The organism is Allobosea sp. 2RAB26, from assembly GCF_052115465.1.
GTDB lineage: Bacteria > Pseudomonadota > Alphaproteobacteria > Rhizobiales > Beijerinckiaceae > Allobosea.
The window spans coordinates 402897-416867 of record NZ_JBFRGS010000003.1 but is presented as its reverse complement, the minus strand read 5'-3'; the positions used below and the strand labels follow the sequence as shown (position 1 = coordinate 416867).

Genomic DNA, 13971 nt, shown 5'->3' with positions numbered 1-13971 from the left:
CTCAATGGTCGTGCTTGTGACCCTTGTGCGCGTGTTCGGCGCCATGATGGTGGCCGTGGTCATGCTTATGATCATGATCGCCATGGCCGTGGTCGTGGCCACAGCCGCAATCCGCGCCAGGGGCGTGGGCGTGGGAATGTGTATGGGCGTGGTTCGCGTGATCATCACGCTTGTTCTCATGGTGATCATGGCCATGGTGGTCGTCGCCATGGTGATCGTGAGCATGATCATGGCCGGCGTGAGCGTGCCCCTTTTCGTGATGAGCGTGGCCGTGATCGTGCCCGCAGCCGCAGGATGCATCATGCGCGTGATCGTGATCATGACCGTGTTCATGGTCGTGGGCGTGACCGTGATCATAGGCGCCGCGCTCAGGCTGGAACGGACGTTCGACCACGCTCATGGCGCAGCCCTGGCCACGGACCATCTCGGCGAGGACATGGTCGTTCTCGATATAGATCGCGTCCGCCGTGATCTCCGCGGGCGTGTGCCGGTTGCCGATATGCCAGGCGACGCGCATCAGCCGCAGCGGGTTCTCGGCCCGCACTTCGAGCAGGCTCTGCGCAGCGGCTCTGACCAGGACCAGGCCGCCGTCTTCGAGCTTCACGGCATCGCCATCGTTCAGAACCGTCGGCTTGTCGAGATCGAGCAGGATCTCGCGCCCGCCATCGCCTTTCAGCGCGATGCGGCGGCGATTGCGATCCTCATGGTCGAGCGTCAGGGTCTCGACGACCTTGTCCTGCTTGACCGCGGCCTTGCGGACGACGGAGGTGGCGCGCAGCATGATGGTACCCGTGACAACGAAATGGATCAGAGGCGATCGACCGATCGCGGCTCGACCACTTCGATCACCGGAGGCGTCGTGACGCAAGCCCCCGCGATCTCGAGGAACGCCTGAAGATGCGGCTGCTGCAAGTGGCGGTCGATATGCTCGCGCTGCTCCCAGCTCTCCACCGACACGAAATACCCGGGCTCCGTAATGCTCTCATGCATGTCATAGGCGAGACAGCCATGTTCGCGACGTGTCGCGGCGATACAGTCTTGCGCCGCAGCGACAAAGGCTGCGCGGGTTTCCGGGCGGATGCGCGCCCGCGCAATGACGATAACCGGATCCGACATACCGCGTTCTCCTCTCGTGCCTGAGGGCGCTTCACCCGCCCAGAGAGAATACGCACGTTTCGGCGGGCTGGATGCAGCCGCCGCGCCCTCTGCAGCAGAATGGCGCAGAGGGTCCGGATGCGTGGGATGCGCTTGCGAAGGCGAGGAGCCGGATTTCGCCGCCCTTACCGTGGCCGCGCCTTCACCTCGGTGTCGAACTTCTTCAGCAGGCGCGAGCGTTCGGCCGGACTGCCCCAGCGCGGCGTATCATAGTCGATCAGTTTGATCTCCGAGAACTTTGGCGCGTCGGGAGAGAGTTCGGCGTTCCTGTTCGACGGGATCGAGTTGATCTTGAGCTTGGCGTTGATGTTCTGCGCCTCGGGCGAGAGCGTGAAATCGATGAAACGGCGCGCCGCCTCGGCATTCCTGCCGCCCTTGATGATCGAAACCGAGCCGGTCTCGTAGCCCGTGCCTTCGCAGGGCGCGACGGTCTGGATCGGCGCCCCCTGCAGCTTCTGCGTCAGCATGTCGTGAATGAAGGCGATGCCGATCGCCGTCTCGCCCAGCGCCGTCGCCTTGACCGGCGCGATGCCGGACTTGGTATACTGGTTGATGTTCTTGTGCAGGGCCTTGAGATAGTCGAAGCCCTTCTCCTCGCCGAGGCGCTGCACGGTGGTCGCGAGGAAGACGTAAGCCGTGCCCGACGAGCTCGGGTCGGCAATCTGGACCTCGTCGCGATAGGCCGGGTCGAGCAGGTCCGCCCAGCATTTCGGCTCGGGCAGGCCCTTCTTCTTCAGCATCTCGGTGTTGTAGCCGACGCCAAGCGCGCCGAGATAAATGCCGGAGGTGCGGAATTTCGACTGCTCGGCATGGCGCTGCGCCCAGTCATGCAGCTCGGCGAGCTTGGGCGAACGATACTCGTCGAGCAGCCCCTCCTCCGCGGCCTGCAGATGCGGCTCACCGGGGCCGCCCCACCAGACATCGCCACGCGGATTGGAGGCTTCCGCCTTGACCTGCGCATAGACCTCGCCCGTGCTCTTGCGCACCATCGAGACCTTGATGCCGGTGGCGCGCTCGAACATCGTCGCGCCCTCACGACACTGTTCTTCGAGAATCGAGCAATAGACCGTGACCTGCTCCTGCGCCGCGGCGGGCTGATAGGAGGCCAGAAGTGCAGCACTGGCGAGCCAGAACGACGCCTGACGAGCGAAACGGAAACCGGACACGAGCTCTCTCCCTGGCGAACTTGTCTGCCTGACAAATTCATTTGCCGACGAAGAAAGAATGCGCGAGCGGGCTAGTCAATACGGAAGCGGCGCGCGCCCATCCGGTCCACAGCCCAGGGCGCCACTCAATCGCTCAGAACAGGAAATAGCGCTGCGCCAGCGGCAGCTCGCTGGCAGGTTCGCAAACCAGCAACTCGCCATCCGCCACCACCGCATAGGTTTCCGGATCGATCCGGATGTCGGGCGTCGCGTCGTTGTGGATCATGCTCTTCTTGGAGATGCCGCCACGCGTGTTCTCGACCGCGACCATCTCCTTGTCGGTGCCGAGGCGGGACTTGAGGCCATTCGCCAGCGCGGCCTGCGAGACGAAGACCAGCGATGTCGTGGTCACGGCCTTGCCGAAGGCGCCGAACATCGGGCGGTAATGCACCGGCTGCGGCGTCGGAATCGAGGCGTTGGGATCGCCCATGGGCGCCGCCGCGATCATGCCACCCTTGAGGACGAGATCGGGCTTGGCGCCGAAGAAGGCCGGCGACCAGAGCACGAGATCGGCTAGCTTGCCGATCTCGATCGAGCCGATATGGCGCGAGATGCCATGCGCGATCGCCGGATTGATCGTGTATTTCGCGACATAGCGCTTGGCGCGGAAATTATCGGCGCCGGTGCCGGCGTCCTGTGGCAGCGGACCGCGCTGCACCTTCATCTTGTGCGCGGTCTGCCAGGTCCGGGTCACGACCTCGCCGATGCGCCCCATGGCCTGGCTATCCGAGGACATCATCGAGAGCGCGCCGAGATCGTGCAGGATGTCCTCGGCCGCGATCGTCTCCTTGCGGATGCGGCTTTCGGCGAAGGCGAGATCCTCAGGGATAGAGGGCGAGAGGTGATGGCAGACCATGAGCATGTCGAGATGCTCGTCGAGCGTGTTGACCGTGAAGGGCCGCGTCGGGTTGGTCGAGGACGGCAACACATTGGGGAGGCCCGCCACCTTCATGATGTCGGGCGCGTGGCCGCCGCCGGCCCCCTCGGTGTGGAAGGCGTGGATGGTGCGGCCTTTGAAGGCTGCGATCGTGTCCTCGACGAACCCGCTCTCGTTCAGCGTGTCGGTGTGGATCATCACCTGGATGTCGTAGTCGTCGGCGACGGAGAGGCAGTTGTCGATCGCGGCCGGTGTCGTACCCCAGTCTTCATGCAGTTTCAGCGCGCAGGCGCCGGCCTCGATCATCTCGGTCAACGCGCCCGGCAGCGCGGCATTGCCCTTGCCTGCAAAGGCGAGGTTCATCGGGAAGGCGTCGGCTGCCCTGATCATCTGGCCGAGATGCCAGGGGCCGGGCGTGCAGGTCGTCGCGAGCGTGCCATGGGCCGGGCCGGTGCCGCCGCCCAGCATCGTGGTGAGGCCGCTCATCAGCGCGTCCTCGATCTGCTGCGGACAGATATAGTGGATATGACTGTCGAAGCCGCCGGCGGTGATGATCTTGCCTTCGCCGGCGATGACCTCGGTTCCGGGGCCGACGATGATGGTCTCGGACGGGTTGAAGTTTCCGAACCCGTTCTGGATATCTGGATTGCCGGCCTTGCCGATGGCGCAGATGCGCCCGGCACGGATACCGATATCGGCCTTGACGATGCCCCAATGATCGAGGATCAGCGCGTTGGTGACGACGGTGTCGACCGCACCAGCGGCATTGCTGACCTGGCTCTGGCCCATGCCGTCGCGGATGACCTTACCGCCGCCGAACTTCACCTCCTCGCCATAGGTGGTGAAATCCTTCTCGACCTTGATGACGAGTTCGGTATCGCCGAGGCGCACCGTATCGCCGGTCGTGGGGCCGAACATGGCGGCATAGGCATTACGCGGAAAGGGAAAGGGCATCTCGAAGTCCCTGGTCGGTTCTTGCGACGTGTTAGCAATTCTCAGGCCGACGCATCCGGCTCCGATTTGGGCTGCCGGTCCTCAGCGCGCCGCTTCGTCTTGGCCTTCGCACCCGCGGGCTTGCGACGGCGGGTAGCGCGCAGGCTCTCCTCCTGCAGCATCTCGAGCTGGACCTGCTGGATCTCGGCCAGTCGCTGCCATTGCCGGGTGATCAGATGGTCGATCTTCTCGTGCAGATGGCGAATCTCGAGTTCGGCCTTGAGGTTGACCTGATAGTCGTTGAACGAGCGCAGACGGTCCTTCTGCTCCTGCCGCTTCTGGCTCATCATGATGATCGGAGCCTGGATCGCCGCGATGCAGGAGAGGACGAGGTTGAGCAGGATGAAGGGATAGGGGTCGAAGGCCTTGTCCATCCCTTCCACGACATTGATCATCATCCAGATCGCCAGCACGACCCCAAAGCTGATCAGGAAGGCCCAGGAGCCGCCGAAGCCGGCGAGACCGTCGGAGAGGCGCTGCCCTACCGTGCGATGCTCCTCGAAATCGTCCTCGACATTCGCCGCGATGGTGTCCTGCTTGGCGATGCTTTCGACGACTTCACGGTCCAGCTCCGTGTACTCGCCATGCTCCTCACGCAGGATTTCCTCGACATAGCGCGTGCGGTAGCGCGCGAGCTCCGTCTTGCTGATCAGGCTCTGCTCGGTGAGCTGCGGAAAGTCGGACTGGATGCGCTCGGCCAGGGAAGGACGCAGCGTGGCAAGCGGGACGAGGTTCTTGCGGCTGGTCTCGACGCCCGAAATGGCGCAGGTCCCGCGCTTCTTTCCGTTCGCGGCCAGTTGTTGTGACGATTTCTCTGCGATCGCGGTCATCGGCACTCTCACCCCGCACCGGCATCGGTCTCGCTAGAGCTTACCCATGATCTCCTGCCGGAAGCCATAGACCTCACGCTTGCCGCCGAGCGCCACGAGCCTGACCTCGCGGGTCTGGCCGGGCTCGAAGCGCACAGCCGTTCCCGCCGGAATATCGAGCCGAAAGCCCCTCGCCTTCTCGCGTTCGAAGGAGAGCGCGGGATTCGCCTCGAAGAAATGATAGTGGGAGCCGATCTGGATCGGCCGGTCACCGGTATTGGCAACCGCGAGCATCAGGCTCTCGCGACCTTCATTGAGAATGAGGTCGCCGGGCAGCGTCGTCACTTCGCCGGGCTTCAGGCGCCCGGCCGAGCCGCGGATCGGCTCATGCACGGTGACGAGCTTGGTCCCGTCTGGAAAGGTCGCCTCGACCTGCACGTCATGGATCAGCTCGGCGATGCCGTCCATGACCTGGTCGGCCGAGATCACATGCGCGCCGGCCTCCATCAGCTCGGCGACAGAACGACCGTCGCGCGCACCCTCGACCACGAAATCGGTGATGAGCGCAACGGCCTCCGGATAGTTGAGCTTGACGCCGCGCTCCAGCCTTCGCCGCGCCACCATGGCAGCCATGGCGACGAGCAGCTTGTCCTTTTCGCGCGGCGTCAGGTTCATGCCTTTTCCTTCTCGTCTTCCTCGTCCTCTTCGGACTCGTCTTCCGAGGTCTCGACCTCTTCGTCGTCCTCGTCTTCCGCCTCGTCCTCATCGAGGTCGAGATCGGCGTATTCATAGGCGAAGACGATCTCGCTGGTGGCGGGATCGAAGCTGCTCGTGGTGGATTCCTCGAAGGCCTCGATCAGCATCTCGGCATCATCGGGCCCGTCGACGTCGAAGCGACGCGTGACGGTTTCCCCCTCGCCGGCCAGGGCGAGCTCGACCGCCCAGCCCCGCGAGCCGGTGTCATAAATGCATTTCAGGCCTTGGATCGCCAGCATGGTGCTCTCCTCACGTGGACCATGTGCGCGGCAGCGCACGCCCCGTGACATGCCGAAGCAGCATGACGAGGGCGCGACGGAGCGCCTGGGCATCGCGGGAGAGAAGGCGAATGACGAGAAGGCCGGAGACAAGCCCGGCCCCGGCCTCGACGCCGACACAGGCGGGATCCTCGGCAAGCAGCGCACGAAGCTCATCGAGCCTGGCAGGATGTTCCGGGCCGGCGGCGATCACGGTTGCAACGGCCCGCGCCCCGGCGGCAATGGCAGGCCGCTCCAGCGTGGCGGCGACCGCACCGTCAAGGCGAAACTCGTCGGCGAAAATCAGGCGGCCGTCGCGGCGGATGCGCCAGCGGTCGCGAATGGCACCGCGCTGCATCGTCTCGCCCATGGCGATGCGGCCGAAGACGATCGATTCACAGGCGACGAGGCGCGCGTCTGAGGCGAGGTCGATCGTCAGATTCCTGGCGAGGCGAGCGCCCGAGAACAGGATGCTCTCCTGCGGCAGCCAGGCGAGGCTCGCCCCGGCAGCAACCGAGAGATGGGTCTCGATCCGCGTGTCAGCGCCCTGGCTGCGGTAGATCTTCTCGGCCGCCTGCGTGGTGATGACCGCCTCGGCCTGCGCCTCGATGACGGCATCGACCCGCATCGCGTCGCCTCCGGCCATGCCGCCGCCGGTGTTGATCAGCACGGCCTCGCAGGTTGAGGCGAAGGTGTCGGGGAAGCGGGCGCGGTAGCCGCCGGACTCGGCGAGCTCGAGCCGGCGCGTCACTTCGCCGACCCTGGCGAAACGCAGGCGCACGCCGCCATTGGCCCGAACATAGGCCGGCAACAGCGGATCGGCAGAAGCCGGAAGCGGCGGCGCGAACATCGAAGGCCCTGGCGCGAATGAACCTTCAGCCATTCTCAGCCTACGGCCTCGACGGGCAAGAGGCGGCGCCGTCAGCGCCGCCCAAATTTCAGGCAGGCGCTGCCCGTTCCACGGGCGCCGCTTCAGCCGGGGCCGGTCTCGATCAGGAAGCGCATCACCTCGCCGCGCGTCGGCGCGCCGGCGCGACCGCCAAAGCGCGTGCATTTGATCGCAGCGGCCGCCGAGGCGAAGCGGATGGCGCTGCGCTCGTCCTGTTCCTCGGCCAGCGCCAGCGCAAAAGCCCCATGCCAGACATCCCCTGCGCCAAGCGTGTCGACGGTCTCGACCGCGAAGGCCGGCAGATGCGCGACTTCGCCATTTTCGATGAAGAGCACCCCTTCCTTGCCGAGCGTGACGGCAAGCCAGGTCGCTGCACCCTGCCCGACCCGGGCGAGGCCAAGGCGCGGATCCTCCTCCCCCGAAACCTCACGCAAGGCCTGGGCGCTGAAGGCGACATGGCTTGCGGTCGCCACGAGATCGGGATGAGGCGGCCTACGGTCGCCATCGAGCAGGCCCGGAACACCGGCCTGGCGCGCAAGCCTCAGCGCCGCGAGCGCTCCTTCGCCCCAGCGCGTATCGGCGAGCACCGCCTTCGCCCCGTCCGGCAGGGTTTTCGGGAGCCACTCGGCGCTCTCCGGCATCGCCGGATCGGAATAGGAGACGACCATGCGTTCGCCAGCGGCATCGACAAGAATGGCTGAAACTGGTGAGCGCAACCCCACGGCGCGCAAGGCAAAGCGGGTATCGACGCCCTCGTCTGCGAGCTCAGCCACGATCTCGTCGCCGACACGATCGTCCGCGAGCCGGGTCGCCAGCCAGGATTGACCGCCAAGCCGCGCGATGGCGACCGCAGCATTGCCGGCGCAGCCGCCACCGACCACCGCCAGATCGCGTGAGCGATATTTCTCGCCACGCGTCGGCATGGTCTCGACGCTGTAGACATAGTCGAGGGTTGCGATGCCGAGACTGAAGACGCCTGCCATGGATTTCAACCGCTGAAGCGATATTCGCTGACCTGCCGGTAGACCTCGCCGGGGCGCAGCACGGTCGTGGGGAAATGCGGCAGATTGGGTGAGTCCGGCACGTGCTGGGGTTCCAGCGCGATGCCGGCATTTGGACCATAGGGCTGGCCGTCGAGCCCCACCACGGAGGTGTTGAGCTTGAAGCCGTCATAGACCTGGAGCGCCGGCTCCGTCGTCCAGAGTTGCATCGCGAGCCCACTGCGCAGCGAGCGCAAGGTCGCGGCATGGGCGAGCGTCAGCCCGGCGAGCGCGCTCGGCTCACACTGGTCGCGGATCAGGACATAGTCGTGATCGAACCAGAAGCGCGTGCCGTCGGGGTTTGCGAAGCGGACCGCGCGCGGCTTGCGAAAATCGAAGGGCATGCCGGCAACCGGGACGAGCGATCCGTCCGGGATCAGGTCGGCATCGACCGGCGTCATCAGATTGGCGCGGACCTCGAGCTCGTGGTCGAGAATGTCGGGACCATCATCGAGCTTGAAATAGGAGTGATGCGCGAGATTGACGATCGTCGGCGCATCGGTGGTGGCGGTGAGTTCGATGCGCAGCGTTGCTGCCCCGACAAGGCTGTAGCGGCACCAGAGATTCAGCGCACCGGGATAGCCGGCATCACCGTCAGGCGAGACCAGGGCCAGCGTCACGCTTGCCGCGTCATGATGCAGGATGGTCCAGGGCCGCTTGCCGAAGCCCTGCCCGCCACCATGCAGCGAATGCCGGCCGTTCTCGTTCAGAGGCAAATGATAGGTCTTGCCGTCGAGCGTGAAGCGCCCGCCGCCAATGCGGTTGGCGAAACGTCCGGCGATCGCGCCCATATGCGAGGCGTGCTGGGGATAATCGGCGGGATCGGCCAGCCCGAGTACGACACGCTGCGGCTGGCCGCTCGGCAGCGGCACGCGCAGATCGCGCAGCGTCGCACCCCAGTCCATGACACGCGCCTCGGCCCCACCGGGCGAGCGAAGCACGATGTCGTGGATCGGCGTGCCGTCCGAAAGGGTCGCGGCGAGAGCAGGCTTGGTCATGGGCATCACACCACCGGCAAGGAAACGCGGCCGAAGCCGCGCCCTCTCGTGCCCGATTTCATCGCCGTGCTCAACGGTCACACGCATGGGTCTGGCGCTTGGGTCCGGCGTTTGAGCCCGGCGCCTCGGCCCTCACCAAACCCCGGTATTCGGCATGCTCGCCCACGGCTCGGCCGGCGCCTTGGCGGGCCCCTTCTGCAGGATCTCGATCGAGATGTTGTCGGGAGAGCGGACGAAAGCCATGTTTCCGTCGCGCGGAGGGCGGTTGATCGTGACGCCCGCCTTCATCAGCTTGTCGCAGGTCGCGTAGATATCGTCGACCTCATAGGCGAGGTGACCGAAATTGCGGCCGCCGGTATAGACTTCCGGATCCCAGTTATAGGTCAGCTCCAGCGTGGGGCGGCCGCGGCTTCCTTCGGCGCCCTTGGCGTCGGCGGCGTCATCCGGCGCAGCCAGGAAGACCAGCGTGAAGCGTCCCTTCTCATTTTCGATGCGGCGGGTTTCGACAAGGCCGAACGTGTTCACGTAGAAATCGAGTGATGCGTCGAGATCGGTGACACGCACCATGGTGTGGAGATATCGCATGCTTGGGGCTCCCCTTGTTCGGCCGGGTTGATCTCGCTCCTAAATCGGGCCAGACGCTCTGCTTTCCAAGAGGCGGCGCGCGAGGCGGGCCATGACGAGAACGCAAGACGTGGACACGAAACGCCCCGACGCCGCGACGATTTCCAGCATCAAGCAGCGTGCTGCCTTGCTGTCGGTGATGGCGACGCTCCTGCTGACCGGAGCCAAGGGCATCGCTGCGATCCTCTCCGGCTCGCTCGCCCTGCTGACCGATGCCTTGCAGGGGCTGATCGATATCGGCTCGACTCTGTTCACCTGGTTCGCGGTGCGGGCGGCCGACAAGCCGGCCGACGCGGAGCACCATTACGGCCATGGCAAGGTCGAGGCGTTGGCGGCGCTGGTCGAGACCGCGATCCTCTTTACGCTGGCCGGAGCTATCCTCTGGGAGGCGATCAGCCGGCTGTGGAGCGGTACGGTCGACGCCGTTACCGTCACGCCCATCGTGCTTGGCGTCATCCTCTTTTCCATGATCGTCGACGCGATCCGCTGGCACTCGCTGCGCAAGGTCGCGGCGGAAACGGGCAGCGAGGCACTGGCAGCCGAGGCGACGCATTTTTCAGCGGATTTCGTCGGCTCGGCCCTGGTTCTCGTCGGCCTCATCGCCGCCTGGTTCGGCTTTGGGCGGGCCGACACGATCGCCGCCTTCGCGATCGCAGCCTTCATGGCCTATTCCGCCTTCAAGCTCGGGCGCCGCACGATCAATACATTGCTCGACGCTGCCCCCGCCGGGCTGAGCGAGCGCCTGACCGCCGCAGCCGGGGCTGTGCCCGGCGTCGTCGCCGTGGAATGGCTGAAGGTTCGGCCTTCGGGCGGCCAGACCCATGGCGAGATCGGAATTCGCGTCTCGCGGACGCTCCCGCTCGACCGTGTCGTCGCCATCAAGGACGCGCTCGTGCTGGCGTTGCGCGAGGTCGAGCCAGGGGCCGAGATCACCGTCACCGCCAACCCGATCCAGGTCGATGATGAGACCGCGCTCGAGCGGGTTCTGCTGATCGCGCTCAAGCTCAAGATCCCGGTGCACCACGTCACCGTGCACAGCATCGGCGACCGACTCTCGGTCAGCCTCGATATGGAGGTCGATTCCCGGCTGCCGCTCGGCGAGGCGCATGAGATCGCGACCCGGCTCGAGACCGCGATCCGCGCCGAGTTCGGCGGCGAGACAGAGGTCGAGACCCATATCGAGCCCATGGAAACCGGCACGCCGCCGGGCCACAATGCCGCATGGGACGCGGTGGAGGATATCGGCAAGGCGCTTGCCAAGGAGGCCGCGGGACTCGACGGCCCGATCCACGACATCCACAGCGTCCGCGTGCGCCAGACCCCGAACGGTCTCGTGGTGAATTATCACTGCCGTGTCGATCCGGCGCTCGACGTCGCGGCGGTCCATGCCGCGGTCGACGCGATCGAGCGCGCCGTCCGGATCGCGCGCCCGCAGGTCTGCCGGCTGGTCAGCCATGCCGAGCCTGCGCATCTGCGCCAGCCTGCCTGATCAGCGCGCACGGACTTTCAGCGGAAGGGGGCTCGGGCTACAGACAAGGCTCAGATGTCGTTTTCGCCAGGGTTGTCCATGCGCGCCGAAGATACCCCCCTGATCCGTCTCGAGGATTATCGTCCCTCCGACTGGCTGATCGATACGGTCGATCTCGACTTCGTTCTCGATGCGCATGAAACGAAGGTGCGGGCCCAGCTTGGCCTCAGGCCGAATCCGGCCGGGCAGCTGGGATCGCCGCTGGTCCTCGACGGGGACGAGCTGACGCTGGTCTCGCTCAAGCTCGATGGAACCACGCTGGATGCTGCGGCCTACAGCGCCACGCCGCAGGGACTGACCGTGCTCGCGCCACCGCAGCGCGGCTTCACCCTCACCATCGAGACGGTGCTGAACCCCTCGGCCAATACCAAGCTGATGGGGCTCTATCGCTCGTCCAACGTCTACTGCACCCAGTGCGAGGCGGATGGCTTCCGCCGGATCACCTATTTCCTCGACCGCCCCGACGTGATGTCGGTCTACACCGTGCGCCTGGAGGCGAAGAAGGCCGAGGCTCCGGTCCTGCTCTCGAACGGCAACCGGGTCGCGACCGGGGATGTCGCCGGCACCGACCGGCATTTCGCGGTCTGGCACGACCCCCATCCCAAGCCCGCCTATCTGTTTGCCCTGGTCGGCGGCACGCTCGACCATGTCCGCGAGGACTATGTCACCGCCGATGGCCGCAAGGTCGAGCTCGCCGTCTATGTCGAGCCCGGCAAGAGCAGCCGCGCCGGCTGGGCGCTGGACTCGCTGGTGCGCTGCATGCGCTGGGACGAACGCGTCTTCGGCCGGAACTATGATCTCGATGTGTTCAACGTCGTCGCCGTGTCGGATTTCAACATGGGCGCGATGGAGAACAAGGGCCTCAACATCTTCAACGACAAATATGTGCTGGCCGATCCGCAGACCGCCAGCGATGGCGACTATGCCAGCATCGAGGCGATCATCGCGCACGAGTATTTTCACAACTGGACCGGCAACCGGATCACCTGCCGCGACTGGTTTCAGCTGTGCCTGAAGGAAGGGCTCACGGTCTTCCGCGACCAGGAATTCTCCTCCGACGAGCGCTCCCGCCCGGTGAAGCGCATCGCCGATGTGCGGACCCTGCGCGCAACCCAGTTCTCCGAGGATGCAGGGCCCCTCGCCCACCCTGTCAGGCCGCGCGCCTACAAGGAAATCAACAACTTCTACACGCCGACCGTCTATGAGAAGGGCGCGGAGGTGATCCGCATGCTCAAGGCCCTGATCGGCGACGAGGCCTTCAAGCGCGGCATGGATCTCTATTTCGAGCGCTGCGATGGCACCGCTGCGACGATCGAGGAATTCCTGGCCTGTTTCGCCGAGAGCTCGGGTCAGGATCTCAGCCATTTCGCGCGCTGGTACGAACAGGCGGGCACCCCAACGATCGTCGCCTCCGGCCGCTACGATGCTGCCGCAAGGAGCTATACGCTCGATCTCGCCCAGAGCACGCCGCCGACCCCCGGCCAGCCCCAGAAAGCGCCGGTGGCGCTGCCGATCGCGCTCGGCCTCGTCGGCAAGGCCGGCGACCTGCCGCTCCACAGCAACTCGAATGCCTATGCGGGCGACGGGCTCATCGTGCTCGACCAACCGTCGCTGTCAGTGACCTTCACGGGCCTGGACGAGGCGCCGATCCCGTCCTTGCTGCGCGGCTTTTCGGCCCCGGCGCGGCTGGAGCTCGATCTTGCCGATGCCGATCTGCTGCGCCTGTTCTCTGCAGACAGCGATTCCTTCAATCGCTGGCAAGCGCTCCAAACGGTCGCGACGCGCGCGTTGACCAGCGCCGGGCGCGGAGCCCTCAGCGCCGCCGGGCTTGCCGACAAGGCCACGGAACTCGCCGGAGCGCTCGACGCCTTCCTGCGCGATCATGCGCTTGCCGACCCTGCCTTTGCCGCCCAGGTGCTGCGCCTGCCCGCCGCCGCCGATATCGCCCGCGAGATCGGTCGGGATGTCGATCCCGACCGGATCCATGCGGCCCACCGCGCGCTCTCGGCACAGATCGGCAAGACACTGGCCGACAGGCTTTCGAGCCTGCGCGACGCGCTTGACGATAAGAGCCTCTATTCGCCGGATGCCACGGCAGCCGGGCGAAGGGCGCTGCGCAACGAAGCGCTGGGACTGCTCGCCATCGGCGCCCCCGAGACCAGCGCGCGCCTCGCAGACACCCAGTTCGGCGCCGCCGACAACCTGACCGACCGGCTTGCGGCACTCGCCGCCATGACGCTGATCCCGGGGGAGGCTCGCGAAGCCCTGATCCGGCGCTTCGCAGAGCGCTATGCGGCTGAGCCGCTCGTGCTCGACAAATGGCTGATGGCGCAGGCTCTGATCGCCGAGCCCGGCACGCTCGGCCGCGTCAAGGACCTGATGCGGCACCCGACCTTCTCGCTCGGCAACCCGAACCGCGTCCGCTCGCTCATCGGCGGGTTTGCCGCCAACCTGACGCAGTTCAACCGACCCGATGGCGCCGGCTATGATTTCGTGGCGGATATCGTGATCGCGCTCGATCGGACCAATCCCCAGATCGCCTCGCGCCTGCTCGGTTCCTTCAAGACCTGGCGCACGCTGGAGCCGGGCCGTCGCGGCCTCGCTCAGGCGGCCCTCACCATGGTGTCGCGCACCCCCAATCTGTCGCGGGACGTCGCCGATATCGCAGAGCGCGCACTCGCCTGAGAGGCGGGCGCGCACCGCCTGTCCAGTTCGTTAACGATTTATTACCCGCACAAGATTCATTCTATGAATTACTACAACCATAGGGCGAATTCTGAGCCCCTGATTCAACTCAAAGCTAGACAAACCGATTCGGTCGGATTCAACTGGCGGTGATT

13 protein-coding genes are annotated in these 13971 nt (G+C 65.7%); 2 read left to right on the top strand and 11 right to left on the bottom strand.

The window, feature by feature from the left end; translation table 11 throughout:
* Position 1 precedes the first annotated feature (1 nt).
* The 11 genes from ureE to AB4118_RS07580 all read right to left on the bottom strand — a co-directional run bounded on the left by ureE (position 2) and on the right by AB4118_RS07580 (position 9564).
* The gene (gene ureE, locus AB4118_RS07630; protein WP_441489160.1) at positions 2–781 is read right to left on the bottom strand and encodes an urease accessory protein UreE; all 780 of its coding nucleotides are present in this window, start codon (positions 779–781) and stop codon (positions 2–4) included.
* Between the two features lie 26 nt (positions 782–807).
* Positions 808–1116, bottom strand: coding sequence for a putative quinol monooxygenase (locus AB4118_RS07625; protein ID WP_113514657.1), 309 nt, complete (start codon positions 1114–1116; stop codon positions 808–810).
* A gap of 164 nt (positions 1117–1280) precedes the next feature.
* Positions 1281–2321, bottom strand: a complete 1041-nt coding sequence (locus AB4118_RS07620; RefSeq protein ID WP_441489159.1) for an ABC transporter substrate-binding protein — start codon at positions 2319–2321, stop codon at positions 1281–1283.
* 133 nt (positions 2322–2454) lie between these two features.
* A complete protein-coding gene (gene ureC / locus AB4118_RS07615; protein WP_441489158.1) occupies positions 2455–4191 on the bottom strand; it encodes an urease subunit alpha in 1737 nt (578 codons plus the stop codon).
* A 41-nt stretch (positions 4192–4232) separates the two neighbouring features.
* The gene (locus AB4118_RS07610; RefSeq protein WP_441489157.1) at positions 4233–5060 is read right to left on the bottom strand and encodes a DUF1003 domain-containing protein; all 828 of its coding nucleotides are present in this window, start codon (positions 5058–5060) and stop codon (positions 4233–4235) included.
* Positions 5061–5093: 33 nt separating this feature from the next.
* Entirely contained in the window at positions 5094–5714 is a 621-nt protein-coding gene (locus AB4118_RS07605) for an urease subunit gamma (RefSeq protein WP_113514651.1), read from the bottom strand.
* Positions 5711–6034 (bottom strand): hypothetical protein, encoded by a 324-nt coding sequence (locus AB4118_RS07600; protein WP_441489156.1) that lies wholly within the window; start codon positions 6032–6034, stop codon positions 5711–5713. Before AB4118_RS07600 ends, AB4118_RS07605 begins: the two co-directional genes overlap by 4 nt.
* A 10-nt stretch (positions 6035–6044) precedes the next feature.
* The gene (locus AB4118_RS07595; RefSeq protein ID WP_441489155.1) at positions 6045–6902 is read right to left on the bottom strand and encodes an urease accessory protein UreD; all 858 of its coding nucleotides are present in this window, start codon (positions 6900–6902) and stop codon (positions 6045–6047) included.
* A gap of 122 nt (positions 6903–7024) precedes the next feature.
* Positions 7025–7924, bottom strand: a complete 900-nt coding sequence (locus AB4118_RS07590; RefSeq protein WP_441489154.1) for a PfkB family carbohydrate kinase — start codon at positions 7922–7924, stop codon at positions 7025–7027.
* Between the two features lie 5 nt (positions 7925–7929).
* Entirely contained in the window at positions 7930–8979 is a 1050-nt protein-coding gene (locus AB4118_RS07585) for an aldose epimerase family protein (protein WP_441489153.1), read from the bottom strand.
* 132 nt (positions 8980–9111) lie between these two features.
* Positions 9112–9564 (bottom strand): VOC family protein, encoded by a 453-nt coding sequence (locus AB4118_RS07580; protein WP_441489152.1) that lies wholly within the window; start codon positions 9562–9564, stop codon positions 9112–9114.
* A 91-nt stretch (positions 9565–9655) separates the two neighbouring features.
* Here AB4118_RS07580 and AB4118_RS07575 point away from each other — a divergent pair, with 91 nt between their 5' ends.
* Both AB4118_RS07575 and pepN read left to right on the top strand, forming a co-directional pair.
* The gene (locus tag AB4118_RS07575; protein WP_069877258.1) at positions 9656–11092 is read left to right on the top strand and encodes a cation-efflux pump; all 1437 of its coding nucleotides are present in this window, start codon (positions 9656–9658) and stop codon (positions 11090–11092) included.
* Between the two features lie 78 nt (positions 11093–11170).
* The gene (gene pepN / locus AB4118_RS07570; protein WP_441489151.1) at positions 11171–13816 is read left to right on the top strand and encodes an aminopeptidase N; all 2646 of its coding nucleotides are present in this window, start codon (positions 11171–11173) and stop codon (positions 13814–13816) included.
* Positions 13817–13971: the final 155 nt, after the last annotated feature.